The organism is Afipia sp. GW822-FHT03D08, from assembly GCF_058801645.1.
Genome location: NZ_JBXANK010000001.1, coordinates 66132 through 92077, shown reverse-complemented (window position 1 = coordinate 92077; position 25946 = coordinate 66132). Strand labels below are relative to the sequence as shown.

The following is a 25946-nucleotide window of genomic DNA, read 5'->3' as shown; positions in this document are numbered from 1 at the left end:
GTCACTCCTTAGGCTTGTGGTTAGGGGTAGACTTCTTCTTGCCGAGGAAAGCTTCCATCACCTCGGGATCGCTCGACAGGGCCGTACTTGGCCCTTCGCGCGCGATCTTTCCGTTCGCGACAACGAAGCCATAGTCGGCGATCGCAAGCGCGTAGGATGCGAGTTGCTCTACAAGGAGGATGGTCAGCCCTTCCTTGTTGAGCATCGTCAGCACACCCATCAATTGATCGACGATCTTCGGCGCAAGACCGAGCGAGAGCTCGTCAATGATGAGAAGCTCGGGCTCCGCCATCAGTCCGCGTGCGATGGCCAGCATTTGCTGCTCGCCGCCGGACATGCTGCCCGCCTGTTGATGGAGCCGCTCTTTGAGCCGTGGAAACAGGGCGAGAACTTTTTCCAGCGACGAACGCGACTTCGAATTCTTGATGCCGCCCTGCAGATAAGCTCCGAGGACGAGGTTGTCTTCGACCGTCTGATCCGGGAACAGAAGACGCCCTTCGGGCACCATCACGAGTCCGCGTGCAACTTTGCGGTCAGCGCTGAGGCTGGTTGTATCTTCGCCGCGGAAGAATACCTTTCCGCTCGACGGCCGCACGAGGCCCGTGGCGCCGCGGACCATCGATGATTTCCCTGCGCCGTTGTTGCCGATAACCGCGACCAGTTGACCCCGCTTGACGCTGATCGAGATGTTGCGCACCGCGACGGCCGCGCCATAGCGCAGTTCCAGATTCTTGATCTCGAGAAGAACGTCGCTCATACGCCCGCCTCCGCAGCCTTGCCGTGGTGAGTGGACGTGCCGAAATAAGCCTCGATCACACGCGGGTCGTCCTGGATCGCGGACGGACGGTCGCTGGCAATGACCTGGCCGTAGTCGAGCACAGTGACGTTATCGGCGAGCGCCATGATGAGATCGACATGATGCTCGATCAGCAAGACGGAAATGCCCAGTTCCGCGATCCGGCGCACCATCTCCTCGAGTTCATCGATCTCCTGGGTCGTCAGGCCGGCGGCCGGCTCATCGAGCAACAGCAGCTTGGGCTTCGAGGCCAGCGCCCGCGCAATCTCGAGCCGGCGTTGCAAACCGAATGGCAGGAAGCGCGCTTCTTCATTTGCGTATGTCAACAGGCCGACAAATGCGAGCAAGCCGATGGCCGTCTTGCGACATTCGAGCTCCTGGCGGCGCATGCGTGGTGTGCGCAGCAATGCATCGAACACACCGTAAACCAGACGCTGGTCGTACCCAGCCATGACGTTTTCCAACACGCTCAGCTCTCCGAAAAGCTCGGTGTTCTGAAAAGTGCGGGACAGACCGAGACGCGCAATCTCCAGTGAGCGCCGGTCCGTCAGGTCGATGCCATCGAGACCGAACTCACCCTCATTTGCGCGATAGAAGCCGGATATGGTGTTGACGAAGGTCGATTTTCCCGCGCCGTTCGGGCCAATCAGGGCGTGAATTTCCCCGCCCTTTACCCGCAGTGAGGCCTTGGAAAGCGCAGTTAGGCCGCCGAAGCGCACGGTCAGACCATTCGCGACAAGCTCAGACGACTGTGTCGTTTTCTCACGCCGGAGCGCCGCCTCGGCCGGAAGACCTTCGGATGCGTCAGGCACGGGCTCCGCAGGGCGGAAACGCTTGAACAAATAGGCGAGCGTGCCGACGATGCCGCGCGGCAGCGCGAACATGACCAGCAAGAGCAGCGCGCCATAGGCGAACTTCTGCCAAAGCTGGAATTGCTGCAAGTACTCCGGCAGGTAAGTCAGGATATAGGCGCCGATGACCGGCCCGAAGGTTGATCCGGCACCGCCAAGGATCACCATCAGCAGAAAACGGACGCTGTCCGAGAACGTGAATATGTCCGGCGAGATGTAGGAGTTCAGAAACGCATAGAAGGTTCCGGCTATACCGGCCGTGACGGACGAGATCACAAAGGCCATCGTGCGCATGCCCGTGGGATTGATGCCGAGCGCGCGTGCGGCGGTCTCGCTCTGCGAGACCGCGAGCATGGTGCGGCCGTAGCGCGACAGCTTCAGGTTATGAATGAGCAGCGTGAGCACGAACAGCGTGACCGCCAGAACGCCATAGAATGCGAAGCCCGACAGCGGAATGCCGAAGATGTTCGGTCGCGGGATCGACGTCAGGCCAGTCGTCCCGCCCGTAAGCGACTGCCATTCGATCGCAACGTTCTCGACGATGATGCCGAACGCGATGGTGACAACCGCCAGATAGACGCCGCGCACACGCACCGTGGGAAACGCCAGAAGCACACCAAAGAGGCCGGAAACGATGGCCGCGCCGATGCCGGCGGCAACGATATCGAAGCCCAGCCGCATCGCGAGGATTGCGCCGGTGTAGGACCCAAGCGCGAAGAGGCCCGCCTGCCCCAGCGATACAAGGCCGGTCATACCGACGAGAACGTTCAGACCCACGGCAATCACGCCGTAGATCAGGAACAGCATGAACAGCCGCAGTTCATACTCGTTATCGGCCATCAGGGGGACGGCAACGAGAATGATCGCGAAGATCAAAAATCCGATCGGGCTGAGGTACTTCATACCTTGGTCACCTCTCGCTTGCCGAACAAGCCCTGCGGGAAGGCAAGCAACACCACGATCATGATGCCGAAGCCGATGATTTCCCGGGCGGCGGTCGAGATGTAGCCCTCGACGAATTTCTCCATCACGCCAAAGCCGAGGCCGACGATGACAACACCCGGCGCGCTCGTAATGCCGCCGATGATCGCAACTGCAAATCCTTTGAGGCCGACCAGCGTGCCCATGGTGGCGGACACCTGGATCACCGGAGCGACCAAAACGCCGGCTGCCGCCCCCAGCAACGACGCTAGCCCGAATGAAAAGGCGACGATTCGATTGACGTTGATACCCATCAGCGCTGCCGCACGCTTGTCGTGAGCGACGGCCTGCATGGCGCGTCCTACCAGCGTATGGCGCTGCATCAGGCGTAGGCCGATCATGATCAGGACAGCCACTACAGGAATGATGAGTTCTTGCGGATAGACGCCGGCTCCGAAAATGTGAATCGCGCTTTTCACGCCGGGCGACGGCAGCGGCCGCGAGAAGCCGCCGAACTGAATCGTGGCGAGGGATTCGATCATGACGCCGACTGCAATGGTCGTTAGCATCCAGCCGATCGAGGTTGAACTGGTCGCGAACGGACGAACAGCAAAACGCTCAAGCAAGACGCCGAACACGGCGCCCGCAGCGACGCCGAGCGCGCAGGCAACAGCCAATGGCAATCCGGCATCGACTCCGAGAACGGCAAGTACCGCACCCAGCATCAGCGTGTCGCCATGGGCGAAGTTTACAGCCTTGGCTGACGACCACATGATGTGGAAGCCAAGCGCAACGAGGGCATAAACGCCTCCGATGGCAAGGCCCGACAGGATGTATTGAATGGTTGTCGTCACAACTCGATTTATCCTTGGGGGAAACTGCCTGGGTGAACTTCACTTGCGGCGGATCGCGTGACTCACACGCGTCCAGAAGGCGAGCGCCACACCTGCGCTGCGCCGCGGATGACCGATGGCCGCGAGGGGCCATCGGTGGAGATCGGATCGCGATCAGTTCGTCTTGTTGAAGCTTGTCTGCTCAATGGGAAGCAGTTTGCCGTCGGACCAGACCGTGAGCTTGTAATACTTCGGCAGAATGGCGTCCTGGCGCTCCGGATCAGCCGCATCGAACGCCGGCTTGTAGTCGGCGACGAGGCCTTCGTAGTTCACGGTGTAGAGAGCTTCACGAACCTTCTTCCAGTCGTACGATCCGGCCTTCTCGATCGCTTTGGCAATGATGTAGACCGCGTCGTAGGCGTTGCCGACGCCCGAGCCCATCTTGATTTCCGAGGGATCCTTGACGCCGTACTTCGCCTGCAGCTTTTGCCAGAACGCTTTCTTCTTGGGATCCATTTCGCCCATGAAGGTGTAGGTCTGCACGACCTGGACGCCGTTGGCGAGCGGCCCGGCAAGTTCACCGAGGTTTCCGGCGATGCCCCATGCACCGATAATCGCAGGCTTGTAGCCAACCTTATCCATGGAGCGGACGATCTGGTTGCCCTCGCGATCGAGAGCCCAGAGCAACACCACGTCCGCGCCTGCGTCGCGCGCGCGCATGACCTGCGGCGTCATGTCCTGATCGTTCCAGTTAAATGTCTCAGCGGCGGCAAGCTCCTTGCCAGCCTTGGCCATCGCATCCTTCACGTCGGGCAGCGCGCCATTGCCCCAGCCGGTGTTCTCGTAGAGAAATGCGATCTTGCCGGTCTTGGACGACTTCAGTGCCTGTTCGACGAGGAAGCGCGCGACCCACTTGTCTTTCGCCGAGACGCGGAACATGTAGTTCGGATTGCGACCGTTCTCGATCGCTTTGGTGTTCGCGGCCAGCACGCCGACATAGGGAATTCCGATTTCATTCACCGGCTCAGCCTGCGCAACCGCGACAGTCGAGTGATATCCGCCGAGGATCGCAATGCACTTGTCGGAAAGCGCGATCCGGCGCGTGTTGTCAACGCCCCGCGGAGGTGCGCCAGCGTCGTCATACTGAACAAGGCTCAGCTTTTGGCCAAGGACACCGCCCTTGGCGTTGATTTCATCGATGGCAGTCTCGGCGCCCATCTTGATCGCCAGCCCGCCGAACGCCGCCGGCCCGGTGACGGCCGCCGAGTTGCCGATGCAAGGCTTTTGCTGCGCATAGGCAGGAGCCATCGCCAGCACAAGCAAAGCGGTTCCGGCAATCAGCCCGTCTCGTATCCTCGTCTGCGAAATCATGTCGACATCTCCCGCTCTTCAATTGAACAGCCGCAAGGCATGTCCGGTGAGGTCGAGCTAATCGGAGGCGCGTCGGCCAAACAAAGACCAAATTCCGATGAGATCTATAGGCATAACCTATTGATGATGCACTGCACGCGTTTGATGCATATAAATCCAATGCAAGCTAATGATTACGTTGGATAAATTATGACAATAGGCAATAGGTAATTATAACTGCTCAATAGATTTGCATCGACCGGCTGATAAAAATCCGACGGCGCATGCTCAACGCATCGAGATCTCAATGGACCTACGACAACTTAAATACTTCGTGCAGATTTCGGACAGCGGAAACTTCTCCCGCGCCGCCGAGGTGCTGCGTATCGCACAGCCTTCACTCAGCCAACAGATCAAGAGCCTGGAGGAAGAACTCGGTGTTCAGCTTCTGGTGCGCCACGCCAGAGGCGTCACCGTGACGGAGCAAGGCCAGCAGCTCTATGACCGCGCCTGCCGGATTCTCCAGGAGGTCGATGACGCCAAGGATTCAATCCGTCTCCAATCGTCGGATCCGTCCGGACGCGTCACTGTCGGCCTCCCGACATCGGCGTGCCGCGGAATCTCCGTCGAGCTCATCCGCACGATGGGAAGACTTCTGCCGAATGTGAACCTTCATATCGTCGAAGCAATGACCGGCTATCTCGATGAACTGATTCAAGCGGGCCGCCTCGATGTGGCGCTGCTTTACAATCACAAGGCCTTCGAACACGTCGCATGGACCGAGATGATGACGGAAGAACTGATGCTTTTCGTGCGCAGCCACCACTCCCTTGCGAAGCGAAAATCAGTCCCGTTTCAGAACGTCTTCAAATCGCCTGTTGTGTTGCCTGGCCGCCCGAACGTGGCGCGCGCTCTGATCGAGCAACTTGCCGCCCGACACGACATTGCCATCAACGTCAAGGATTGCGACAGCCTGCCGGCAATTGCCAAGATGGTCTGCCATTCGGGATTTCTGGCGATCATGCCGCATTTCGCATTTTTGGATGAAATCGCGCGAGGAGAGATGGTTGCAGTACCCATCGTCGATCCCACCCCATCATGGACGTTGTCCGTGGTGGTTTCGCAAAGAACCATGAATACGCGCGGCAGCGAGGCAGTGGCCCGCGCGATGGCGGACCTGATCGCGGACATGGTGGAGCATGGGACCTGGCGCGCAAGGCTTCGCGGGGGAAGGACAAACAAGCCGTTGCCCGCGTGAAATGCGGCGCGGTTGAACTTGCTGCGACGTGTGTCGGCTTTCAGGCATTGCAAGAACGAACCGAGGATAACGTTCGGCAGGTACCAATAATTTATCTCCATACAATGTCCGCTATGGGCGATTATACGCGGCAGAAAGGCTCAAGCTGGCTCGGTCGCTCGCATCTCGGCGCAACTCGTCGAAGGACTTGTGATCAACGCGATCCGGGAGCACCTCGCGGTCGACCCGCAAGCTCCCGACGATCAGCTCAGACGTCATGTCGTGGATTCCGTTTCTGACGTCATCGTTTACCCTAAGAAGATCACGATCCGCCTGCAGCCGGACCATGCGGATGCGATCGAGATCCCATGGCAAGCCCCGGCGAAGAAGAGTCCTGCGCTTCCGCCGCCCTCTCGCCGCAAAAGTTCGACAACTGGTGTCTTAGAGACTCATCGTCGTCAAAGAAGCCCGCATTTCGCGGGCTTTTCTGGTGCCTAAGAAGGATATTCTCTAAAATCCGGACTAGCTGGCTGGCGACGCAGTGGTGATCGCGCCCCTCTCCAAGCAAATTCCCTGCAAACAGGGAATTTTACAGGGAAATCTGCAATTTCGAAACGTCCAGAGACATCTTGAAGCAAGAAATCACCGTGCCGCAGAGGTTTTTCGACAATTCCCTACTCAAATTAACAGGGAAAATACTTCGAGGAACAGGGAATTTCTGTTGAATAACAGGGAATTCATACGCGGGATTAGTACCAGGCGGGGCTTAATCGAACCACTTAGCGATCCGACCACTGGTCCGGCGGCAGGCCAGTCATGAGGCCAGATGGGACGGTAGGCCCGCTCCGCTTCTTTTGGCTCACGCTTGGAATTGCTGGTCCCACGTTTTCCTATCACTGGTTGCGCCGAGAAGCGGAAATACGCATCGCCGACGTCAGCTTCCTGGGTGGGTCATGGGGTAGGAGCGGAGGCCTGCAGGGCGCGCCGAACGAACTGAGCACCTCCTCTTAGAAGCGAGGCGACCGTCGCTTGCTCCAAACCAGCCTCCTCCGCGCTTCTCCTTCATGAACGGACGCGAGTAACTATTCTCCACTAGTCAGCGAACTTGATTCGTTACTCCCGAGCGTGCAGCGTCAACCACCCGACCTAGCTTATCAGCGACATCGCCTGCCGCCGCTTTTAGAGCTTCAGATGTTAAGCCTTGTTTACGTGCTTCTTGGGACGTGGCGTCAATTACCTCATTTACGAGTGTCGTCGCGCTGTCAATTTGTCCGCGGGTTATTTCCGCCGTTCTGCTTTTCAATGTTTGGCTTGCGTCGCCCAGATAGGCTTTCTCCACATCAGTCGACGGCAGGGCGGCCGCTATGCCAACCCCAATAGCTAGACCGATAGCACCCAGCGCCAAGGGCTGTGCCTCGAACATATGGGCCAAGTTGGCTTGCGCCCGTTCGAAGAAGTCGTCGCCCCTCGACGCGCTCTTAGCGAAATCAGTAGCTTGGCGGATCGCGTCTGCCCCTCTTTCCGAAACGGCATTCACGGAATTGCTTGCGGCGCGTGTCACTGCCTCGGCACCCTCCTCAATCCCAGACTTCACATCTTGGAAACGGTCTTTTACCGCGTCAGGAAGCCGATCCATGCTTGTGTTGCGCCAAAGGTCTCCGACGCGATTGACTGTCCTACGGTCAGCCAGCAACCAAACGACGCCCATCCCTATCAAGGCTGCCGATATTGGATTACGGCGGGCAGACTCTGTGAGTTCGTTTATGAAGTTCGAATTTCTGTCTGGGGAGGCGTTCATCGTATCATCTCCTTTGCCGCCGATTTATCCAGTTGGACCTGATCCAACAGCTCTGAGGGTTTTAACGCGCCACCTGATAAGCGACCGATGCCGACTGCGATTAGCGAAACCGCACCGAGCGCGGCAATACCCCCCACGAGCAGATATGCTGTTGCGTCCGAAAAGCCGTATTCGATCAGCAAAGACGATCCCGCAAATAACAACATGACCAGCGCCGGCATCATTAATCCCGCGCCCATGACAATCATGACCATGGCTCGGCTCCCCTGCGCTGCTTTTTCGGTTAGCTCAGCGCGGGCCAGGGCGAATTCGTTGCCAATGAGCTTCGCCAACTGGCCTACCGCGTCCCCGAACAGTTCCGGGATTGACCGTTCACTTGGAGAAGTCATCACGATAACCTCCAGACTTCGCCCCGTCGGGGGGAGTATTGATGGCGGTCCCGACGTCGGGTCCTCGGCTTTCTTCCGATGAACTCTTCAGGAAACGGACAGCCCCGAAGCCGGCGAGAACCGCAATCCCCAAAAACGCCGTGGGTTGCCGCCGTGCGAAGGACTGGGCATTTCGCACCACATCACTGAGGTTGCCGGTTCGAATGTGCTCCGACATGCCTTCGATCTGGGTCGCGGCCTTTCGAATGTAAGTCGCGGCCAAAGGTAGATCTGCTTCGAATTCTCGGGCCGCACGACGGGCCGCGTCTGCAACACTTCCTACGTAATCTGCCCCCGTCGATTTCCGATCATCAACTGCCTGCTTAATCTTATCTGTCGCTTGCGATGCGACATCCTTTGCTGCTTCCACAAATTCCGAGGCGTTTTCCTTTAGAACGTCTTTCGACGTATCAGCCAAATCGAGAGCCTTGTCCTTTAACTCCCTACCGACAGATAGCGCCTGCTCGCCCAAACTGGTCGCTGATAATCTCACCTCATCCGACTTTTGGGTTTGCCCGGAAGTGAATGCGCGTTGATCCGCGGTTGTGAATTCGTTAGTCATTTTTAATTCCTCCGCCACTGCCTGAGTTGGGTTCACTGTCTGGATCGAACGCCGTCGTAACTGCACTTTCAGCAACACGTTTCACGCGTACACCGATATCCTTCGCCGCGGCGCCGAGTTGATTTCCTGTCAATCCCTCCGCACCTGCCTGGCGAGCAACGTTTTCGACGATTTCGCCGGCTACCGTTTTAGCTGTTTCGAAGCCTTTGGACGCCGCGTCTTGAACATGACGTTTAGCAGCCTCGCTGGCTTCGCCTACCACACGCTCCTCCAACTCGGTCTTGGGAAGAGCGCTTGCGATGAGACCGCCTATTAACAAACCAATGCCAGCGACGAGGAGCGGGTTTTGTTCGATCGTATCCGTAATGATCTTCCCGGTGCGGTGGGATAAATCAGCGCTCTTACTTCGGAGTGCGCTCGGAGTCCTCTCCGCCGGCTCTCCGCGGGATCTAACCGCCTCGCGAGTGACGTCGGCTAAGTCTGTCGAGATCGTTCCAACTTTATCCGCGGCAGATTTCGCAAGATCAGTCACGCTTTCTTTGACATCCGTCGCGCTCGCCCGCGTTCGTTCGACTACATCCGATGTGAGTTCTTTGGCGGCGGTGAACGACTCCCCGATTTTATCGCTTATGTCGTGGCCTTTTCTATTTGCCTCATCAGCGAGATCGGAAACTAGGTCTGATGCCTTCTGCGTCGCGACACGGCCAGCGTTCGTTCCCGCAAAGAAGAAGCCTGCTCCAACCATTAACACCGGGAGAGGTATCGCGCGCACAAGCCTCAGAAGGGGGTAGGCGACGCTTGCGCCGACCGCAATGGCCTGCATCGGGTTGCGGTGGGCAGCCGCCGTAACGTCCGCCACAATGCGTTCTCCCCGTGAGCGAACATATTCGCGAATCTCACCCTTTATTGAGTCCGGACTTATGCGCTTACGTAGGTCGTCAGCGGTGTCTGAGACGCTTGTTCGGAGTTGCTCAACCGTCCGGGTTAAAACGGCACGCGTCTCCTCCGTTTCTCGCTTAAGCTCACCCAACGATGGGCTGACTGGTTGTCGCATGGTTTGGGACTCCTTGGCCTATTGTTCAGCCTGAACTCCCGGTTATGCTCCTTGTTCCTATAGAAGGTGATGCACCCTCTTTTTCTTTCAATAGGAAGGTCCAGAGCGCCCGCGCAGACGACCATCTGGGCTCTATCGGTGATGAGATCGGATTGCGGCCATGGCGTATACCGTCGCTGACGACGAAACCTCAAAAGTAACGTTCGCCAGCAAGCGAACCTCCGTGAGGAGTCCGCAATGGAAAGAGAATCGACGCCAATGAAAGTGACTGGGGAATTTTTTCCCCGTCAAACCGTTACGGCTCGACCTTAAGTTCCACAATCACCCGGCCTTGGACCGGACGAATAGACTAACTGCTTCTGCCCAGCGGCACCGTCCCAGGGCCTTTACGGCACCCTGCGAACGGCACACACAGAATGCGGCCCTTCGCATCGACGACTGGCGTTAAGATCAATCGCGCGGGGAGCAGGCAGGTCGAATCGTCCCGCGTTAATCGCAGAACCCGTCGCGCCTTAAGAATGATTTGTTGATGGCGACCGCCGCTTTGGCGCCTTCTGCAATAGCTACTGCCACGAGTAGAACGTCGCGAGACGCATCCCCGGCAACATATACACCCGCCACGCTCGTTTCCTCGGTAGCAGGATCGGTGATAATACCGCCTTTTTCATCGCGCGTGCAGCCCAGACGCTGCGACAAGTCCGAGGCCTGATTGCAGCCCGTGGAGAAAAAGAGCCCCGCGCGCTCAAGGTCCGGCCCGCTTTCGAACCTAATAGTCTTGAGTTTGCCTTCTGCACCATGCAGGAATCGAATGAGCTCGCTTCGAAGCGGAATTCCGTAATGTTCCAACTTTGCTGCAGCATCTGGGCTGACTTCTGTTCCGTCAGTGCAGACGACAACATCGGCAATCCAGTGCCTCATTATGATGGCTAGATCGGCGCCCTTGTCGCCCTTGCCGTATGCTGCAACCGGTTTGTCTGCGTACTCAAAGCCATCACAGTATAGGCAGTGATGGGCGGACAGGCCGTAAAATTCTTCGATCCCCGCAAGTCTAGGCAGTTCGTCAACGATGCCCGTTGCTACCAAAACCTTGGAGGCGAAGCCGGCCGTGCCGTCGGCACATTCAAACTTGAAGCCGTCATGGATAGGGCCGACGTTAGTGACCTGCGTCTCGACGACTGAGACCCGCTTGTAGCGGATTAACTCTCGTCGAGCTTCCTGCAAGAAGGTCGACGGAGCCGATCCGTCCCATCCAAGAAGCCCGTGGATTGCATGGGAGGTTCGGTTACGCGGCTTGCCAGCATCGCAAACTAATACCTTTCGGTGGCACCTCCCAAGGACCAATGCGGCGCTTAATCCCGCCGGGCCTCCGCCGACGATGAGAACCTCTACTTCCACGCAAATTTCCTTTTGAGACTCTAGCTTGAGGGCAACTTCACGTTGGTATAAAGCGCGCGCTGTCAATGCCCATCACCTTCCGACGGATGATACGGGGCACCGGTTGGCGGCTTCAGCCCCGGCGAAGAAATCCACTGATTGATCTGCGACGCCGTTTCTAATTGACGTGCCATCTTGAGGAGTGCGTCTTTTTCTTTTCCGTGTGGCAACCCTTCTGCTTTCAAACGAAGAGCTTCAAATTGCCTTTTCCACTTTTCTTCGATGGATGCTGACTTGGATATTTTCATAGCGGACTCCTCTGGTCTGCCCGCAATGATGAGATGCCCCTTTTGGTAATGGGTCAATCCGCCGACTACTCTATATGGTAGCTTGGCTGCACTTACTCACTTTGTGCTTGTTGAATGAGTCGCCAATTGGAAAGCATTTGCAATTGCGGTACGATGCGGCAACTCGCGGGTGCTGTCATGGTCGTATTGGAATTTGAAAATGTGTGGGAAAGCGATTTGGTCGCAGCCCTACATCGTGCGTTCGATGTCGCCCGGATAAACGGTTCAGACCTCGAATCGAAAATCCGTTCGCTCGTTGAGGAGGCCGAAGCCGATGAAGCTCAGGCAATTAAAGTCGCGTTGCAGTGATCTTTGCCGCGGTACGTTCCTTACCGCGAGCCGCTGACCCGCAAATTTTCGGCCGATTTCATCTTGTCGTTCGCGCAAGTACGACAATGCACGTTCGGGGTTTACGCCGCGCGGGACTAGGCAATAAAATTAAGATGATGGCCAACTTGAACGAAGAACGTGTTTATTGGCGCGAGAAATTCTTTGGCGAGAGATTCGATTTTAGATCGCGTATTCTCTTTCTAAGGTTCGACGCCTGCCTTTTTGTTGATTGTACTATTATGTTTGATGCCGCGACTGAGCAACTTGCGTTTACGAACTGTATTTTTAAGGATTGCAACGTTAATCAGATTGAGGCTGACGAAGCACGAGGCTTGATCGCGAGAGATAACTTTTTTGATCGTCCACTCAGAGAGCGCAAAGCAGATTTTGATATTCGATTAGCAGAGGCTCTACGCTCGCGTACGAAGCGCTAAGTTCCTTCCGCAGGGGCTGTAGGTCCGTTGTCCCTCCATAACAACATCTAGGACTATTTACCTCCGCCGTCGCGTGCGCTTGAATGCTTCTCATGAGCATCCTGTCGTTCTTCCGCCGGACCAAATCCCGATACGCCGATGACAAGGCCGTGGACGACTTCACGCGCGAAGCCGTCCGCGTTCGACGTTGCGATGGACGAGGCCCGAAAGGCCGACGCCGATGCCTGGGCGAAGCTTGAGCAGGATCTGAAGCGGGAGGGCTGATCATGGTCCCCGCGCGTAATCCGACTCCCAATGTCAGGCGGCGACCGGAAACACTATGTCCGCGAATTAAAGGCGGCACAGCGTGAGCATCCGCGACTGCTTGCTGAAGCGATCGAAGCCTACTACGTCGCTCACCGGCTGGCGTGTCAGGAATGGAACGTGCGCCAGCATAGGCGGCGCCGCCGATCCGTCGCCTACGATCGGGGCCGCGATCGATGGCGGATATTCGATGCTCCGGGTTGAGTGCCGGGCGTGCGGTCACACCAGGGACTTTGACCTGAGAGAGGTCACCAGACTGGCGACGCAACAGGTTCACACGCTCAGCAAGTCCCTGCTTTGCGTGAGCTGTAATGCGCACCGGCCCAACCTCGTCAGCCTGTACGATCCGAATGCACCGAAACCGAGGTCCCGCGCGCCGGGAAGCCGGCATGACCGCACTCACCGCCGTCTAGTACTGGCCTTTTTTAATCTCTAGGGGCGGCCTGATTTAACTTAATTTTTTGCTATTTGGGCTGCGACAGAAACAGTATGGACTGCACTTCGGTCCGGGATTAATTGTTCCCGTGCAGGCGGGTTCGATGGCTGAGTATCGAGCATATTTGGTCGGTAAGGATGATCAAGGGCTAGCCTGCTCTGAGAGTACACTCCACCCAAGAGCCGCGGATGCCGAATTCTCGAAAAGGGTTTTGTTCGATCGAGCACGCTTGTAATCCTGCGAAGTACTGAGCGTCAGCAGGGCTTCGCAAGTGAAATCTCAAGTGTGATGCCGGCAATTGACTTCGCGCGAGCCATACAACGCCAGAGAAAATCTGCACTAGGACATTGGCGTATTCCTCTAAGCCCGCAACTCCGAAGTCAAATTTAGGCGACACCGTAACAAAGCGAGCGCGCAACATTGGGCTTGTATATTTCTTCACGAGCAATCGGCTGACCTGGCAAAAGGCCAAGAATGAATCTTCCTGCCTAAGGCCGAAAAGGCCGCTTTCTCTTGCATCTTTGAAAGCCAGCGGATCCAGTGCGGAAAATGTGCCTACGGCGAACGTCGAAAAATCCTCTCGCAGAGAGGCACTCTCGGTCTCCCATTGGGATTTTAGCTTCGACCATGACCGATCGATTTCTGTGATTGGGACCAGTTGCATGAGACACCTTCAAACCAGCACCCCATGTAGCCACATTTTAGTTACCGGATGGCAAAGCTCAGTTTGTATGGCTCTAAACTTCCCGATTTTGAACCCAGACCAACTCGAATCTTCCGGCATTGGATCGGCTGATCCTAGGGCGAAAGAGGACCACCCGCGCGGTTCGCGTTTACTACAACGGGAACTGTGAACACGCCAGTTCGTTGAATTGTCGATCATGCATCTTATCGAATTGCTCTTACCTCTTCAGGACAACCGCGGGACGCCCTTTCCGAGAGGCCTCTTTAGGGCTGTTCAGGAACACCTGACCGACGCCTTTGGGGGCGCCACTGCCTTTATCCGCGCTCCGGCCGAAGGGACAGCGCGGGCGGAGGGGGAGCTCGAGAGAGACGAGATCGTGGTATTCGAGGTAATGGCGAAAGAATTGGATCGGGATTGGTGGCGGGAATATCGCGCCCAGCTTGAAAGCACGTTCAAGCAGCGGAAAATCGTTATCCGGACCCACCAAGTGGAGTTGCTCTGAGCTAGGTGCGCCTCAGGACTGAGAACGCGCGCACGTAGCAGGAACTGCGATACCCCCAATGAGAAGCGCGCGGGCCCTGCTTCAAAAACCGCAGGCACGCGCCGTGCCGCTCATTGCAGCTGATGAGCGGTACCTATAAAACCTGATTCCTTAGGACCTCGGCGCGGTGTTGCCAACCTTCTCGACCCCCTTTCAAGCTGTTTGCCGTTAACCCCAACGCTTTTTGTCCAGTACTTCTGCTCCAAGTCTTCGCTCAGGTTTATCCTCCCGCGATCGGCTTGGACCTTCTTTGCAGGGTTCTCCATTTTCGAATGTCTCCAGAGCCTCGATCAGCTGGTAGTCGTCGAGCACGTTGAAAAGCTCGTTGATGGTCCGCTCGGGATTTCTAAAACCGGGCTCAACATATGCCGACAACACGAGCTGAGCATCTCTCACCGCTGCCGCAACGCGCTGTTCTGGGGTCATACGCTTTACTCCACGCTACTCCGCGACAAACGGTTTTAACGTCGTCCGTTCCTCACCCGGATGATTTGTCCGTCGACGACTCTCCAACACATAAGATCGGGGTGGCTGGCATCACGGTCGCCGCTGGTAACGAAGGCTTCGAAAGAAAAAGCCCGGGGGTTCCCGGGCTTTATTTAGTCACGACTGTTTTTAGTTCAGTACAGCATGCGCTCCTTGCGAACTTCGTCAGCGGTATACGGCTTTGCAGCGGGATCAAAAGACTTCCAGCCAGACTTCTGCCACGAGGTTCTCCGCGACTGCACGTCGACGGCGGAACGGTTCAATACCGCCTCAAGTTTTGCCCTGTTAGAATCGGGAACCCGTGCGGATACAATTGTCCCGCCGCGTCGCACACCCTCGGCATAGGTCTCCGCGTCTTCTCTTGACACGCCGGCTTCCGTGAGTGCGCCGATAACACCACCTGTTGCAGCACCTGCAGCCGCACCTGCCGCTGTTGCCGCAAGCCAACCGGCGGCAACAACCGGTCCGATACCGGGAATCGCTAGCAAGCCCAATCCTGCGAGAAGCCCGGCTGTCCCGCCAAGTGCTGCGCCGACGCCCGCGCCCTTGCCTGCACCTTCAGCACGATCGTCAACACCGTCCCGGTCCTTGTCGACCTTGCCATTGTTTGAATACCAATTGTCCGAATTGTTGGCCACGATGCTGATGTCCGAGTGGGGCACGCCTGCGGCTTCGAGCTCGCTCACGGCTTTCGCTGCTTCTGAATAGCTGTTGTAGAGACGAGAAATGGTAACAGTCATTTGAGTGAATCCTTATTTGAGAGGTCGATTACTGAGGATTGACGTTGCCCTGGAAATCTAGGCTCACATCCTTGACTGAGCCGCCCTTTGACCCCTTCCCGCGCCAGACCCCCGCATCATCTTTTTTGAGGCCGGATACATCCGTGTATCCCGCCGCTTCAATACGGCCCTTGGCCTGGTCCTCGGTGAAGCTGTTGCGCCCTTCAACCGGCTTGTCAGAATTATTTTGTCCGGGCGTGTTCACGGCGTTGTTGCTTGGGCCAGAAGCCGCAGGCGTTTGTGCGAACGCGGCAGTAGATACGAACAAGGCGGCAAACGCCGCGGCTCTAACGATTCTGTGTTTCATTCATTTGTTCCTTTGATTATCGCTCGCTGAAAACGAACGCGCGCCTGCTCCGGCTTGGGAGCCTTCAACTGATCGCTACAGTGTTTGTTCCGAGCTATTGAAAGTCGCGACTGAATCTTCCGCTGGCTTTCGAGGCCCGCAAGTCTCCGCCCAATCGCTCTCAGAAACTGGCGCGCATCCCACGGAAGTGGGTCTTTGTCGGGATGCACGATCTCGTGCTGCTGCCAGCGGCGCGTGAAGGATCAGAGCGCTCAACCGGAACGCATTGGCCTTTGGCCGATCCTGACTGAGCGTTGCAATGTCTTCCGGGACGCGCCACGCGATCCTGCCGTCATCGAAATTAAGAGCGCGCCGTCGATCGTGACCTCCATTGCCCGCGATAGAACCGGAACGCCCTGCTCGTGAAAGTAATTCTCCCGCACGCCGCTCCGTTCGGCCCGCCCTCGTGCATCACCGCAATCGGGATCACCTTGCTCATCGGAGACAATACACCGCGAACGCCTAAAGGACGCGCGACACCGTGAGACGCGTGTTCAGCGCCCCCGCCGACAACGTTCGTAAAGTGATCGGAGATCAGACTGCCGCCGACCTTGCATGTGCGACGCGCGCCAACGCCGCGGCCACAAAAATTTCTTTTTTGATTTTGCAACCAGCTCAAGAGTAGCTTGTTGGCCGCGTGTTCGAAGCCAACCATGGAGATGAAAGATGGCGAACGAAGAACGCGGCGGTTCTGGCAACTTTGCTAACGACCCGGAGCGGGCATCGGAAGCAGGAAAGAACGGTGGCGAGCACAGCCATGGCGGACAACGGCCGCAAGGCGGCGGCGGTCGAGGCCAGCAGCAGCAGGACGGCGGAGCTGCCGGACAGCAGGGCGGCAGTGGGCAGTCGGGAAATCCCGGCAACTTTGCGAATGATCGCGAGAAAGCAAGCGAGGCGGGCCGAAAGGGTGGCCAAAGCTAGTTGATCAGAGGAGAGGCTCGATTTCTCCGAGCCTCCCCTTCCCTTTTTCCAAAGATGCCGGTGAGCCAAGACAATGGCTGTAGAGAAACTCGCCGCAACATGAGCGACATCCAGCGCCGCGAACAGCAGCAGCGCGAACGAGCGACGGACCAACGAGACGGTCGTGACGGCGATACTTTCGGCGAAGCGGCGGAAGCAGGGAGCCGACGATGACCGTAAAAAGGACGATTAGTCATAACGACGACTTTCGCTAACACAAAAGCGCCACCCCGAAGGATGACGCGACACAACCAACAGAGGGCAAGTTTGTAGCTAAGCCATCATTGCGCCTGGCCTTTGAAGAGATGTTGCGTTTCATAACTGACCATCGCAGCGGGCTATGAACTCCTCACTGTCGTCCAGGCCGCATAACGACTTTGATAACTCCATCTTCCTTGTCTCGAAATTTTTTGTACATTTCAGGTGCATCCTCGAGGCTCGCCGGGTGCGTTACGACGAAGCTTGGATCAATTTCGCCAGCTTGAATTTTCTCGAGCAGGGGCTTTGTGTATGCTTGGACGTGGGTCTGTCCCGTCTTGATGGTAAGGCCCTTGTTCATAGCGGCACCCATAGGGATTTTGTCCGCCATCCCAACGTATACGCCAGGAATTGAGATCGTTCCGGCTTTCCGGCAGCACATAATCACCTGCCGTAAGACATGGACCCGATCAGTTGCCAGCATCGTCGCGGCCTTTACCTTATCCAAGATCGCATCTGCCGCACCATGACCAGCCGCCTCGCAACCGACCGCGTCGATGCAACTGTCAGGCCCCCGCTTGTCGGTCAGCATCATAAGTTCGTCGTAAACATCGGTTTTTGAGAAGTCGATTGTTTCCGCTCCCCCGGTTCGGGCCATAGCAAGCCGCTCGGGGACCTCATCAATAGCTATGACTCGACCAGCGCCCATCATAAGCGCAGAGCGGATCGCGAACTGGCCAACAGGACCGCAGCCCCAGATCGCTACAGTGTCACCATCACGAATCTGCGCGTTCTCTGCCGCCATGTATCCCGTTGGAAAGATATCCGACAGGAAAAGAGCCTGCTCATCGGTCACGTTGTCTGGAACCTTTATCGGGCCAACGTCTGCCATCGGCACGCGCAGATATTCCGCCTGCCCCCCACTATATCCGCCGAGTATGTGACTAAATCCAAACAGGCCGGCAGGCGAATGACCCATGGCTTTGACCGCGAGCTCAGCGTTGGGATTTGTGCGGTCGCAGCAAGAAAAAAGTCCATTCTGGCAGAACCAACACTGACCACAGCTGATCGTAAATGGGACCACAACCCTGTCACCAGCACGGAGATTGATAACCTCAGAACCCACCTCGATCACCTCGCCCATATTTTCGTGGCCGAGGTCTTTTCATCGTCGGCTGATAGCCGTCGAGCAAATGCAAATCGGAACCGCATATAGCACAGGCGGTGATTTTTATGATCGCATCACGCGGATGCTGAATCTTTGGATCTGGAACTGTATCGACCCGTACATCTCCTTTTCCGTGCCAACATAATGCGCGCATAACTCACCTCCTATGAGCCAAGCCAACTAATCGCTAACAAGACTGTTCCGGACATACCGAAATAACGCGCAGCGCCCCCGCATGGGCCTCGAACTCCCGGGCTGCGGCATAAACAGTGTGGACTGCGCTTCGATCCCGGATTAATTGTTCCCGTGCAGGCGGGTTCGATGGCTGAGTATCGAGCATATTTGGTCGGTAAGGATGATCATTTCCAAGACGTCCGGGTCCTTGATTGTCCCGACGACGACACGGCTATTGCTGAGGCTAAGAAGCTCCTGAAGGGGGTTGATATCGAGCTTTGGCAACGTGACCGGATGGTCGTGCGCCTAGATCGCAAAAAGAAGTAAGACCGCCTCAGTGTGCGCGGAGGATGCTCGTGCAGGGCAAAGCAGGACTTCCACTATCGATTCTGCTCGTCGAAGACGAAGTCATGATCCGCATGATGATTGCCGACATGCTAACCGAGCTTGGCCATACGATTGCCGCTGAAGCCGGCGACATCGACGAAGGCGTCAGACTCGCTCATGCGACCGACTTCGACCTCGCTGTTCTCGACGTGAACCTCAACGGCAAGGCGATCACGCCTGTTGCCGAAGCCGTCCAGTTGCGCGGCAAGCCGTTCGTGTTCGCCACCGGCTACGGCCCGCGAAGCCTTCCCGAAAAATTTCACGACCGTCCGTCGCTGCAAAAGCCTTTTCAGATCGAAACGCTCACGCGCACGATAGAGACCGCCATGAATGGCATCGCAACATAAGCCGCAGTGGAACAACGCTCAGCATGACCGCCCTCACCCGCCGCCGCGACAACACCGAGAAGCTTGAGCAGTGGAGCATCTGGGACGGTGACGTTCGCGTTGGACTAATGCGGCAAGTCGTCAGCACCGGCGGCGCGGTGATCTGGCAGTGGGGATGCTGGGGTGGCGATACTGGAAACGCCGATACGTTCGAGGAAGCACGGGCCGAATTTCAGAAAGCTTGGGACCGGGTTGCGCCGACGATTACGGAGGCTGATCGTGACGCCTTCCGATTTCAGGAGGCGCACACCGCTTGGAAGTATGCGGTGTGGGACGCCGGGTGCCGGATGCGACGCAATCCTCTGACGGCTGGTCGCATTGCTTTTGCGGAGCGCGCATCACGATATCCGGCGTGACAGATCATATCCGGGCTGCCCATATGTCGTCTTAGCTCGCCCCAGCAGAATCCCCCCTCACTTCTTTTCAGCTCTGACGTGAATTTCCCATAGCGGATTTTGGAACTCGTCTGTCACTTCCATGCGCCAGTCATGGCCAGGCCTCAACTGGCCGTCGAGGTCCCTGATGATATCGCCGGCGGTACGCGTCGCCTCCGCCCAAGCCGCATGCTTATCCGGCAACTCCTCGCCCACGAAGTCGATATGAGCGCGATCGTGGAAGATGTTGAAAAAATACCGAGGCATTTTTCCTCCCATTGAGAGGAGACAAATCCGCTCTCAGGAGAAAGTTCAGCCCACAGTTACAGCTTTAGTTTTGTCACCTCGGCCGGCGACCGCAGCCCCGGTGAGGAGATCCACTCACTCAAATGTCACGCTGTTTCAAGCTGACGCGCTTTCTTTAGCAATGCATCGCGCTCGGCCGTAAAGTTCGCCATTTTTTGTCCTACTCGGAACAGATCGGCCGAGCTTCGGTTTTATGATTGTCCGGTAGGACAAGCATCCTTCTGACCTTCCGCGTCGGTCGCCTTCTTGGGTTTCCGGCGCGGTCTTTTTTTTCGCCGAGGCGACATCACAGTGCGAGAGACGCCTCTAGGTAGCGAATGCTTTTCGCGTCATAATCATCGGAATTTTGGCAGTGCGAGCAGGTTAGCCTGAAGGTGCCTTCTGCGGCGATATCAGGCACATCGAACGTCGAGGGGCCACATGCAAATATTCCGTTAGGTTCCCCGCAATGTGTGCAGAACACTCCGAGGAAAACTCTAGCGAAGTGGAGCTCGGGCATCACGACACCCATTGTTTCCTCTAATATCTGCCCGTCACCGTCGGCGACGCCAAGGACGAGCTCGCCGGCCGGCTACGAAAAGCCATCAAAACCCGCTTTAGGATCAATGACCCCTAATTGTTTCGCAATTCTAAAGATTTTTTAAAGCATCCCAGACCTGCCGCTTCAGCCGACTTAGCCTCAGGCGAAGGAACCCCTTCAGCTCAGCGCACTTGAATCAAGTTGTTCAGTTGCGTTGAGGTTGCGTCATGCGTTCAGGATGGACACCATCCCTTGTGCCGGATCCGGGTGACGTCACGGTCTATATCGTCGAGGACGATTTTGGCCAGATCGGACGTGCCTACCGCGAGACGGATGTCGAGAAAGCGGACCTCGACACCACAATCCAGGACCTCATCAGCGGCCAGTTCAACGACCCCATTCGCGTGGTGAGTTTCAACACCGCCGAACGATGGTCTGCTGACGTCTCCGAAGACATCGCGCGAGAGATCCAGCGTCGCCACGACATTATCGGCCAGCCCGTCCCCCTCCCATCTGCAGGACTTCGTCGATTCCTATACAAGCCATACCCGCCAGTTTTCGCTGAGGCTGGTCTGATGTCGTGGGACACGCGCCTCATGCGTCCGATCACGCCGCGGAAGGGCAAGCCGATTAAAACCTCGTCCGACGCCCTACGTCCTGACCCTTTCCAAAGCCGAGCAAGAGAAGCCGCACGTCGTGGCGGGCGTGAAAGCCTTGATGCTCGCGGCCGACAAGCAGGTCTGCGAGTTCGTCGCCCAGGTCGCCGTCGCGCACATTGTGAACGGTCCACCGAAAACCCTCGGCGGCACGAAGCCCGATCGTCCCTGGATTAAGCGAAAGCGAAAGCCGTGACAGATGAACAGATAGTTTTGCAGGCCATCGCGCGCGCACAGGACGTGCTGGCGGCCTACACCGAGCCGGGACCGCGTGACGAAAGATGTGTTCTCAGCGAACTGATGGTGATCTTGGACGATCATGACCTGATCCAGGCTCACAAACGTCTCGCCCGGAATATCGGGAAGCGCGGTTCGGGAACCAGGCAGGCAGAGCGAGTTTACTACGAGGCGCAGCGTAAACGAATTGAAGAAAGGAAGGATACCTCGAATGGCAAATGAGAACGATGGCAAGCCTTGGAGCGCCGATGATCTTCAGACGCTGAAGACGTTGATCACCGAGAACACACCCACCCGGCTGATCGCGATGAAACTGGGCCGGACCGAAGATTCGATCCGGGACAAAGTGAAGGCGGAAGGCCTGTCTCTCGCTCCGACCAACCGCAGCCCGCGAGATTGAGATGAAACAGTTCCCGCCCAATGGACACGAACCTTCCCCGATCCTGATCGGTGCTATCGCGCTCTTGCCTATCGTTGGCATCGGAGCTTGGCTGATCTTCGGATAGAAGATTTCTAGAGGTTTCAACTTGAAATCGTAAAACAGCATTGGCACGATAACCCCGGAGGCCGGGGTCGTGGGCCAGAAAGCGCATTTCTCGAAATGTGGGGCAGAACTCAAGGACCTCGCTCGTCTGCGCGGAATGCGGGGACGACCCGATCGCGTCGGCAGCCGTTGGCTGCAAAGTCGCCGTTTCTTCAGCCGTCCGAAGATCCCGAACGGAAAAGCAAAAGCCGCGCCACCCGAAGGATGACGCGGCCAAATTCATAAAATGCGGCTAACCGGAAAGCTCGAGCCTATAGGGAAACCTGTTTAATAGCCATGGCGGTGCATGGCATGATCAGAGATCGACGAATCGTGGGCGGAAAGCCAACGCCTCCGGGCTTGCTCCACGCAGATAGTTGGTGCATTTTTCCCGACCACAGAGAAGCTCGCTATGGTCGACAATATCAGAAAGTCCCTTGAGAACCTCGAGGCTCCGATCTGCCCTGACTGCGCAAGACCGATGCTGTGGGTATGGTCTCAACTCGTCGAGTATGCTCCTGTCGTCATCGAACACGAGTTTGTCTGCGATGCCTGCGGCCGCACAACCCGCCAGAAGCACATTCGAGCCGATCAACACATCAAGCCTCCCGGCAAGTTGTCGCACCCAAGAGTCCGTTCTGCGGCATAGAAAAAGCCCGCCCAGCGCGAAGCTGAGCGGGCCTGAGTTTAGTAGGTTCGCGTCTTTAACGCATTCAAGAATTCTGACATCGCCGCCTACAAATCGCTGCTCGCCTTGACTGGGCCGGCTGGGGCGATGCCTGCAAGCCGCTTCTCCTCATGGATTTGAAAGGGCGGCCCACTTGAATTTTGCAGCAACTCACCGAAACTGCGCGGATGACAAAGCTCAGCAACGGGTTTGAACGGCGTCGCAAGTCGGCAATAGAATGGATGTTGCTCGCAGTGATCGCTACGGGCTTGCTGACATTCGCCGCAGCCTACGCATATTACATCTTTAAAATGTAGGACCGCCTCAGTTGGCGGCCGTGTACCTGTGTAGGTGCATGTATCCAGTCAACACGCCAGCCAATAGATCCCGGTATTTTCCTAAGAGCTGTAGTCGTCTTGGCATCGAGTAATCCTTTCGGGTGATGAACGAGACTGGAACGGAGAAAGAACTTTCCCGGTTGGGCGTATGTCGCCGGAACTCCGGCGGCTAAGCCCGGCCGGAGTAGACGTAATCGGAAATGCCCTGCGCCGGTCGGGCTGATTTTTGCTTTCGGTTCGGAACGGGAGTGGATAAGCGACGTTCGGATGCCAAGGGCGGATGTACCCCTCCGGAAAGGCCCCCGTCGCTCCTACGTCATCCGGCGGCGGGGGTCTAAGCGGCCCCGGCGTTTTCAGCGTCCCTAACGCCGGGGTTCGCATCGATTCCATGAAGCAAAAAAGCCGCGCCACCCCAAAGGATGACGGGGCGGACAAGGCAGTCCTAACCCCGGCTTCTTTCGAAGATTAGCCCATTCCCGACAGAAGCTGCGGTCAGGAACCATATCGAATTCCGATCGTTCGTCGCTCATGTCCAATGAAAAAACGCGCAAAGAAATTGACGACATGCAGCGTCGAGAACAGCAGCGGCGGGAAGCAGCTATGGGCAAGCGCGAAGCGGAAGACGCCGCAAATGTTCAACCAACACCGAATAAGGAGAAGCAATGACCACCGCAAAGGAACTTTTCATCACCGGATTGCGCAATGCTCACGCAATGGAAACGCAGGCGCGCGAAATGCTGGAACGGCAATCGACGCGTCTGGACGACTATCCTGAGGTCAAGGAACGGGTCGTGTCGCATCTGGCGGAAACAAACGTTCAGTTGCAGCGCCTCGACGAATGCTTGAAAACATTCGGAGAGGATTCATCCGCGCTCAAGGATACCGCGCAGTCAGTGATGGGTAATGTGGCTGCGTTGGCACATACTGTTGCCGACGATGAGATACTGAAAAACACGTTCGCCAATAACGCATTCGAGAATTTTGAAATCGCCGCCTATAAATCGCTGCTCGCCTTGACTGGGCCGGCTGGGGCAATGGCCTGCAAACCGCTTCTTGAAGCAAATCTCCAGGAAGAAAAAACGATGGCAGGTTGGATCGCCGACAACGTCGAACGGGTGACGGAAGCTTTCCTCGCTCGGCAGGCGCGATAAATTATGCCGAGGGGCATGCGTGCATGACTCCGACCCACATAACCGCGATGAAGCTTGGGCGGACGGTGGAGGCCACTCGTGACAAGGGTGCCGCGGAAGGCCTTTCCCTCGCGCCGGCCAACTGCCCGAGGAATTAGAAATGGCGGACCCAAAGGCCAAGCCGGACCAGCAATCTAGAACGGACCTGGTGGACGAGCGGCGCGGAGTCTACGACCCGGTTACATTGAGCGGCGCCCCTCAGCCGAACCAAGTCAAGGAAACTATGACGCCGCACGAAGCTGCCCAATGGGGTGCGGATGTCCGGTCTGAACCTGTGCCAAGCAATCAGCCTGTTTTACCGGAGGGCCTGAGGCGTCCTCGCATCGGCCCGGATCACAAAGCCGTCAAATAGAAAAAGCCGCGCCACCGAAAGATGACGCGGCAGCTTTTTTAGTTTCCGCTACCACCAGTTTTACTCGCGCCGGGCTGGCTGGTGTTCGGCGAACCTGGCGATGTTCCGCCTGCACTCAGAGATCCTGGAACGGTGGCGCGATCGCTGTTGGAAGCCCCCGAGTTGTTTCCCACCGTATCGCCGCTGCTGGGCTTGGACGGAGTTGGTGTGCCGGCGGCGCTGGGGCTGACACTGGGATTGGCGCTGTTCTGAGCTGGCGGATTCTGTGCGAAGGCGCTCACGGATGACATTGCCACCACGCAAGCACCGATCAATACTATCTTCTTCATTAGTTTTATCTCCTTTTGTTTCCTGCCGAACCCTCAACGGATCACCCGTTATGCGGTTCCTCCTCGACAGAAACAGTGGGTAATTCACTTTTGCCGCTCGGCAATTTCACGCGCCATCAATGGATAATGCATTTCGAACCGGAGCGAGATTGAGTTTCGAGTAACAGTGAGGCCCGTTGTGAGAGTGCTTTAATGAAGCCCCTTAAAAGCCGCCGAAATGCGAGATGCGATTAGGAGGGAAGCCGCCGGAAGTACCGGATGGCCCGCCGGCGCCGACATATTGGTCTGGCCCGACGGGAACTCATAAAAGATCAGCTTTCACAGCGTTAGCCCGGCTCGAGATCAACAACTTGCGTTCCGGGCAGAAGGCCTCGCACGATACATGCGCGATCGGATTGATCTTGCGCCAACACCGCTAGTTAATCCCTGAAACAGGCGGCGAAGTTGCTCAACGCTTCCCCGGCATGTCGGAAGGGCCGAGTTTAATTGTCGAAGGGTCCTGCCTGTTATTTGGGTCCATCAGGCGCCCCCCGACAATTAAGAGAGCGCGCCGTCGATCGTGACGTCCATTGCCGCGATAGAACCGGAACGCCCTGCTCGTGAAAGTAATTCTCCCGCACGCCGCTCCGTTCGGCCGGCCCTCGTGCATCACTGCAATCGGCATCACCTTGCTCATCGGAGACAATACACCGCCCCCGCCGACAACGTTCGTAAAGTGATCGGAGATCAGACTGCCGCCGACCTTGCATGCGCGACGCGCGCCAACGCAGCGGCCACAAAAATTTCTTTTTTGATTTTGCAACCAGCTCAAGAGTAGCTTGTTGGCCGCGTGTTCGAAGCCAATCATGGAGATGAAAGATGGCGAACGAAGAACGCGGCGGTTCTGGAAACTTTGCTAACGACCCGGAGCGGGCATCGGAAGCAGGAAAGAAGGGTGGCGAGCACAGCCATGGCGGACAACAGCCGCAAGGCGGCGGCGGTCGAGGCCAGCAGCAGCAGGGCGGCGGAGCTGCCGGACAGCAGGGCGGCAGTGGGCAGTCGGGAAATCCCGGCAACTTTGCGAATGATCGCGAGAAAGCAAGCGAGGCGGGCCGAAAGGGCGGCCAAAGCTAGTTGATCAGAGGAGAGGCTCGATTCTCCGAGCCTCCCCTTCCCTTTTTCCAAAGATGCCGGTGAGCCAAGACAATGGCTGAAGAGAACTCGCCGCAACATGAGCGACATCCAGCGCCGCGAACAGCAGCAGCGCGAACGAGCGATGGATCAACGAGACGGTCATGACGGCGATTCACT

34 protein-coding genes and 1 pseudogene are annotated in these 25946 nt (G+C 57.1%); 15 read left to right on the top strand and 20 right to left on the bottom strand.

The genetic code is table 11. From position 1 onward, the window contains the following. Nucleotide 1 precedes the first annotated feature (1 nt). From AC1RM7_RS00520 to AC1RM7_RS00505, 4 genes are all read right to left on the bottom strand, one after another. Entirely contained in the window at nucleotides 2-757 is a 756-nt protein-coding gene (locus AC1RM7_RS00520) for an ABC transporter ATP-binding protein (protein ID WP_024922022.1), read from the bottom strand. Beyond that, nucleotides 754-2550: a branched-chain amino acid ABC transporter ATP-binding protein/permease gene (locus AC1RM7_RS00515; protein ID WP_024922023.1), complete on the bottom strand. Its 1797-nt coding sequence runs from the start codon at nucleotides 2548-2550 to the stop codon at nucleotides 754-756. Before AC1RM7_RS00515 ends, AC1RM7_RS00520 begins: the two co-directional genes overlap by 4 nt. Beyond that, on the bottom strand, nucleotides 2547-3422 hold the full coding sequence (locus AC1RM7_RS00510; protein ID WP_024922024.1) for a branched-chain amino acid ABC transporter permease: 876 nt from the start codon (nucleotides 3420-3422) through the stop codon (nucleotides 2547-2549). Before AC1RM7_RS00510 ends, AC1RM7_RS00515 begins: the two co-directional genes overlap by 4 nt. Before the next feature lie 153 nt (nucleotides 3423-3575). Continuing rightward, complete coding sequence (locus AC1RM7_RS00505; RefSeq protein ID WP_081758768.1) at nucleotides 3576-4709, bottom strand: ABC transporter substrate-binding protein; 1134 nt, start codon at nucleotides 4707-4709, stop codon at nucleotides 3576-3578. 349 nt (nucleotides 4710-5058) lie between these two features. Between AC1RM7_RS00505 and AC1RM7_RS00500 the strand changes: the two genes are divergently transcribed. Next, nucleotides 5059-6009, top strand: coding sequence for a LysR family transcriptional regulator (locus AC1RM7_RS00500; protein WP_006020085.1), 951 nt, complete (start codon nucleotides 5059-5061; stop codon nucleotides 6007-6009). A 189-nt stretch (nucleotides 6010-6198) separates the two neighbouring features. After that, nucleotides 6199-6486 (top strand): hypothetical protein, encoded by a 288-nt coding sequence (locus AC1RM7_RS00495; RefSeq protein ID WP_244434531.1) that lies wholly within the window; start codon nucleotides 6199-6201, stop codon nucleotides 6484-6486. 598 nt (nucleotides 6487-7084) lie between these two features. On the opposite strand, the gene AC1RM7_RS00490 is transcribed toward AC1RM7_RS00495, so the two are convergent. The 6 genes from AC1RM7_RS00490 to AC1RM7_RS00465 form a co-directional block, all read right to left on the bottom strand. After that, nucleotides 7085-7786, bottom strand: a complete 702-nt coding sequence (locus tag AC1RM7_RS00490) for a hypothetical protein (RefSeq protein WP_492838271.1) — start codon at nucleotides 7784-7786, stop codon at nucleotides 7085-7087. Then, nucleotides 7783-8175, bottom strand: a complete 393-nt coding sequence (locus tag AC1RM7_RS00485; protein ID WP_492838765.1) for a phage holin family protein — start codon at nucleotides 8173-8175, stop codon at nucleotides 7783-7785. Before AC1RM7_RS00485 ends, AC1RM7_RS00490 begins: the two co-directional genes overlap by 4 nt. Next, nucleotides 8159-8776, bottom strand: coding sequence for a YtxH domain-containing protein (locus AC1RM7_RS00480; protein ID WP_492838269.1), 618 nt, complete (start codon nucleotides 8774-8776; stop codon nucleotides 8159-8161). Before AC1RM7_RS00480 ends, AC1RM7_RS00485 begins: the two co-directional genes overlap by 17 nt. Then, nucleotides 8769-9635, bottom strand: a complete 867-nt coding sequence (locus tag AC1RM7_RS00475; RefSeq protein WP_492838267.1) for a hypothetical protein — start codon at nucleotides 9633-9635, stop codon at nucleotides 8769-8771. The genes AC1RM7_RS00480 and AC1RM7_RS00475 overlap by 8 nt, the downstream gene beginning before the upstream one ends. Before the next feature lie 684 nt (nucleotides 9636-10319). Beyond that, nucleotides 10320-11291 carry an NAD(P)/FAD-dependent oxidoreductase gene (locus AC1RM7_RS00470; RefSeq protein WP_492838265.1) on the bottom strand — a complete coding sequence of 324 codons (972 nt, stop codon included), beginning with the start codon at nucleotides 11289-11291 and terminating at the stop codon, nucleotides 10320-10322. Continuing rightward, a complete protein-coding gene (locus AC1RM7_RS00465) occupies nucleotides 11288-11512 on the bottom strand; it encodes a hypothetical protein (RefSeq protein ID WP_492838263.1) in 225 nt (74 codons plus the stop codon). The genes AC1RM7_RS00470 and AC1RM7_RS00465 overlap by 4 nt, the downstream gene beginning before the upstream one ends. A gap of 177 nt (nucleotides 11513-11689) precedes the next feature. Between AC1RM7_RS00465 and AC1RM7_RS00460 the strand changes: the two genes are divergently transcribed. The 4 genes from AC1RM7_RS00460 to AC1RM7_RS00445 all read left to right on the top strand — a co-directional run bounded on the left by AC1RM7_RS00460 (nucleotide 11690) and on the right by AC1RM7_RS00445 (nucleotide 14241). Continuing rightward, nucleotides 11690-11860: a hypothetical protein gene (locus AC1RM7_RS00460; protein ID WP_492838261.1), complete on the top strand. Its 171-nt coding sequence runs from the start codon at nucleotides 11690-11692 to the stop codon at nucleotides 11858-11860. 86 nt (nucleotides 11861-11946) lie between these two features. Beyond that, a complete protein-coding gene (locus AC1RM7_RS00455) occupies nucleotides 11947-12315 on the top strand; it encodes a hypothetical protein (RefSeq protein ID WP_492943869.1) in 369 nt (122 codons plus the stop codon). A gap of 138 nt (nucleotides 12316-12453) precedes the next feature. Beyond that, nucleotides 12454-12579, top strand: coding sequence for a hypothetical protein (locus tag AC1RM7_RS00450; RefSeq protein ID WP_492838259.1), 126 nt, complete (start codon nucleotides 12454-12456; stop codon nucleotides 12577-12579). Nucleotides 12580-13935: 1356 nt separating this feature from the next. After that, nucleotides 13936-14241, top strand: a complete 306-nt coding sequence (locus AC1RM7_RS00445) for a hypothetical protein (protein WP_492838257.1) — start codon at nucleotides 13936-13938, stop codon at nucleotides 14239-14241. A 110-nt stretch (nucleotides 14242-14351) separates the two neighbouring features. On the opposite strand, the gene AC1RM7_RS00440 is transcribed toward AC1RM7_RS00445, so the two are convergent. The 6 genes and pseudogenes from AC1RM7_RS00440 to AC1RM7_RS00415 all read right to left on the bottom strand — a co-directional run bounded on the left by AC1RM7_RS00440 (nucleotide 14352) and on the right by AC1RM7_RS00415 (nucleotide 18371). Next, nucleotides 14352-14486, bottom strand: a complete 135-nt coding sequence (locus AC1RM7_RS00440) for a hypothetical protein (protein WP_492838763.1) — start codon at nucleotides 14484-14486, stop codon at nucleotides 14352-14354. Continuing rightward, nucleotides 14449-14706, bottom strand: coding sequence for a hypothetical protein (locus AC1RM7_RS00435; protein ID WP_492838788.1), 258 nt, complete (start codon nucleotides 14704-14706; stop codon nucleotides 14449-14451). Before AC1RM7_RS00435 ends, AC1RM7_RS00440 begins: the two co-directional genes overlap by 38 nt. A gap of 194 nt (nucleotides 14707-14900) precedes the next feature. Continuing rightward, nucleotides 14901-15506, bottom strand: coding sequence for a general stress protein (locus tag AC1RM7_RS00430; RefSeq protein WP_492838255.1), 606 nt, complete (start codon nucleotides 15504-15506; stop codon nucleotides 14901-14903). A gap of 28 nt (nucleotides 15507-15534) precedes the next feature. After that, on the bottom strand, nucleotides 15535-15852 hold the full coding sequence (locus AC1RM7_RS00425) for a hypothetical protein (RefSeq protein WP_425989939.1): 318 nt from the start codon (nucleotides 15850-15852) through the stop codon (nucleotides 15535-15537). Between the two features lie 654 nt (nucleotides 15853-16506). After that, entirely contained in the window at nucleotides 16507-16965 is a 459-nt protein-coding gene (locus AC1RM7_RS00420) for a hypothetical protein (RefSeq protein WP_492838253.1), read from the bottom strand. A 235-nt stretch (nucleotides 16966-17200) separates the two neighbouring features. Beyond that, nucleotides 17201-18371 (bottom strand): annotated as a pseudogene (locus tag AC1RM7_RS00415) (zinc-dependent alcohol dehydrogenase). 167 nt (nucleotides 18372-18538) lie between these two features. On the opposite strand from AC1RM7_RS00415, the gene AC1RM7_RS00410 reads away from it, so the two are divergent. The 3 genes from AC1RM7_RS00410 to AC1RM7_RS00400 are packed head-to-tail and all read left to right on the top strand — an operon-like array spanning nucleotide 18539 to nucleotide 19520. Beyond that, the gene (locus AC1RM7_RS00410) at nucleotides 18539-18718 is read left to right on the top strand and encodes a hypothetical protein (protein WP_492838251.1); all 180 of its coding nucleotides are present in this window, start codon (nucleotides 18539-18541) and stop codon (nucleotides 18716-18718) included. 29 nt (nucleotides 18719-18747) lie between these two features. Continuing rightward, nucleotides 18748-19125, top strand: coding sequence for a response regulator (locus AC1RM7_RS00405; RefSeq protein ID WP_492838249.1), 378 nt, complete (start codon nucleotides 18748-18750; stop codon nucleotides 19123-19125). A gap of 23 nt (nucleotides 19126-19148) precedes the next feature. Continuing rightward, nucleotides 19149-19520 (top strand): hypothetical protein, encoded by a 372-nt coding sequence (locus tag AC1RM7_RS00400; RefSeq protein ID WP_492838247.1) that lies wholly within the window; start codon nucleotides 19149-19151, stop codon nucleotides 19518-19520. 57 nt (nucleotides 19521-19577) lie between these two features. On the opposite strand, the gene AC1RM7_RS00395 is transcribed toward AC1RM7_RS00400, so the two are convergent. Together AC1RM7_RS00395 and AC1RM7_RS00390 are read right to left on the bottom strand one after the other, a co-directional pair. Continuing rightward, entirely contained in the window at nucleotides 19578-19805 is a 228-nt protein-coding gene (locus tag AC1RM7_RS00395) for a DUF6894 family protein (RefSeq protein ID WP_492838245.1), read from the bottom strand. Between the two features lie 792 nt (nucleotides 19806-20597). Continuing rightward, nucleotides 20598-20846: a hypothetical protein gene (locus AC1RM7_RS00390; RefSeq protein ID WP_492838243.1), complete on the bottom strand. Its 249-nt coding sequence runs from the start codon at nucleotides 20844-20846 to the stop codon at nucleotides 20598-20600. Between the two features lie 214 nt (nucleotides 20847-21060). On the opposite strand from AC1RM7_RS00390, the gene AC1RM7_RS00385 reads away from it, so the two are divergent. The 5 genes from AC1RM7_RS00385 (at nucleotide 21061) to AC1RM7_RS00365 (ending at nucleotide 23936) form a co-directional block, all read left to right on the top strand. Next, complete coding sequence (locus AC1RM7_RS00385) at nucleotides 21061-21216, top strand: hypothetical protein (RefSeq protein WP_492838241.1); 156 nt, start codon at nucleotides 21061-21063, stop codon at nucleotides 21214-21216. Beyond that, the gene (locus AC1RM7_RS00380; RefSeq protein ID WP_492838239.1) at nucleotides 21213-21479 is read left to right on the top strand and encodes a hypothetical protein; all 267 of its coding nucleotides are present in this window, start codon (nucleotides 21213-21215) and stop codon (nucleotides 21477-21479) included. The genes AC1RM7_RS00385 and AC1RM7_RS00380 overlap by 4 nt, the downstream gene beginning before the upstream one ends. Further along, complete coding sequence (locus AC1RM7_RS00375; protein WP_492838237.1) at nucleotides 21469-21657, top strand: hypothetical protein; 189 nt, start codon at nucleotides 21469-21471, stop codon at nucleotides 21655-21657. The genes AC1RM7_RS00380 and AC1RM7_RS00375 overlap by 11 nt, the downstream gene beginning before the upstream one ends. Before the next feature lie 1656 nt (nucleotides 21658-23313). Then, the gene (locus AC1RM7_RS00370; RefSeq protein WP_492838235.1) at nucleotides 23314-23451 is read left to right on the top strand and encodes a hypothetical protein; all 138 of its coding nucleotides are present in this window, start codon (nucleotides 23314-23316) and stop codon (nucleotides 23449-23451) included. Further along, entirely contained in the window at nucleotides 23448-23936 is a 489-nt protein-coding gene (locus AC1RM7_RS00365; RefSeq protein WP_492838233.1) for a ferritin-like domain-containing protein, read from the top strand. The genes AC1RM7_RS00370 and AC1RM7_RS00365 overlap by 4 nt, the downstream gene beginning before the upstream one ends. Nucleotides 23937-24365: 429 nt before the next feature. Here the strand turns inward: AC1RM7_RS00365 and AC1RM7_RS00360 are convergent, their stop codons facing one another. After that, a complete protein-coding gene (locus AC1RM7_RS00360; RefSeq protein ID WP_492838231.1) occupies nucleotides 24366-24656 on the bottom strand; it encodes a hypothetical protein in 291 nt (96 codons plus the stop codon). Nucleotides 24657-25514: 858 nt separating this feature from the next. Between AC1RM7_RS00360 and AC1RM7_RS00355 the strand changes: the two genes are divergently transcribed. Further along, nucleotides 25515-25769, top strand: a complete 255-nt coding sequence (locus AC1RM7_RS00355) for a con-10 family general stress protein (RefSeq protein WP_492943868.1) — start codon at nucleotides 25515-25517, stop codon at nucleotides 25767-25769. Nucleotides 25770-25773: 4 nt separating this feature from the next. Here AC1RM7_RS00355 and AC1RM7_RS00350 read toward each other — a convergent pair whose 3' ends face one another. Beyond that, nucleotides 25774-25932 carry a hypothetical protein gene (locus AC1RM7_RS00350; protein WP_492943867.1) on the bottom strand — a complete coding sequence of 53 codons (159 nt, stop codon included), beginning with the start codon at nucleotides 25930-25932 and terminating at the stop codon, nucleotides 25774-25776. Nucleotides 25933-25946 lie beyond the last annotated feature (14 nt).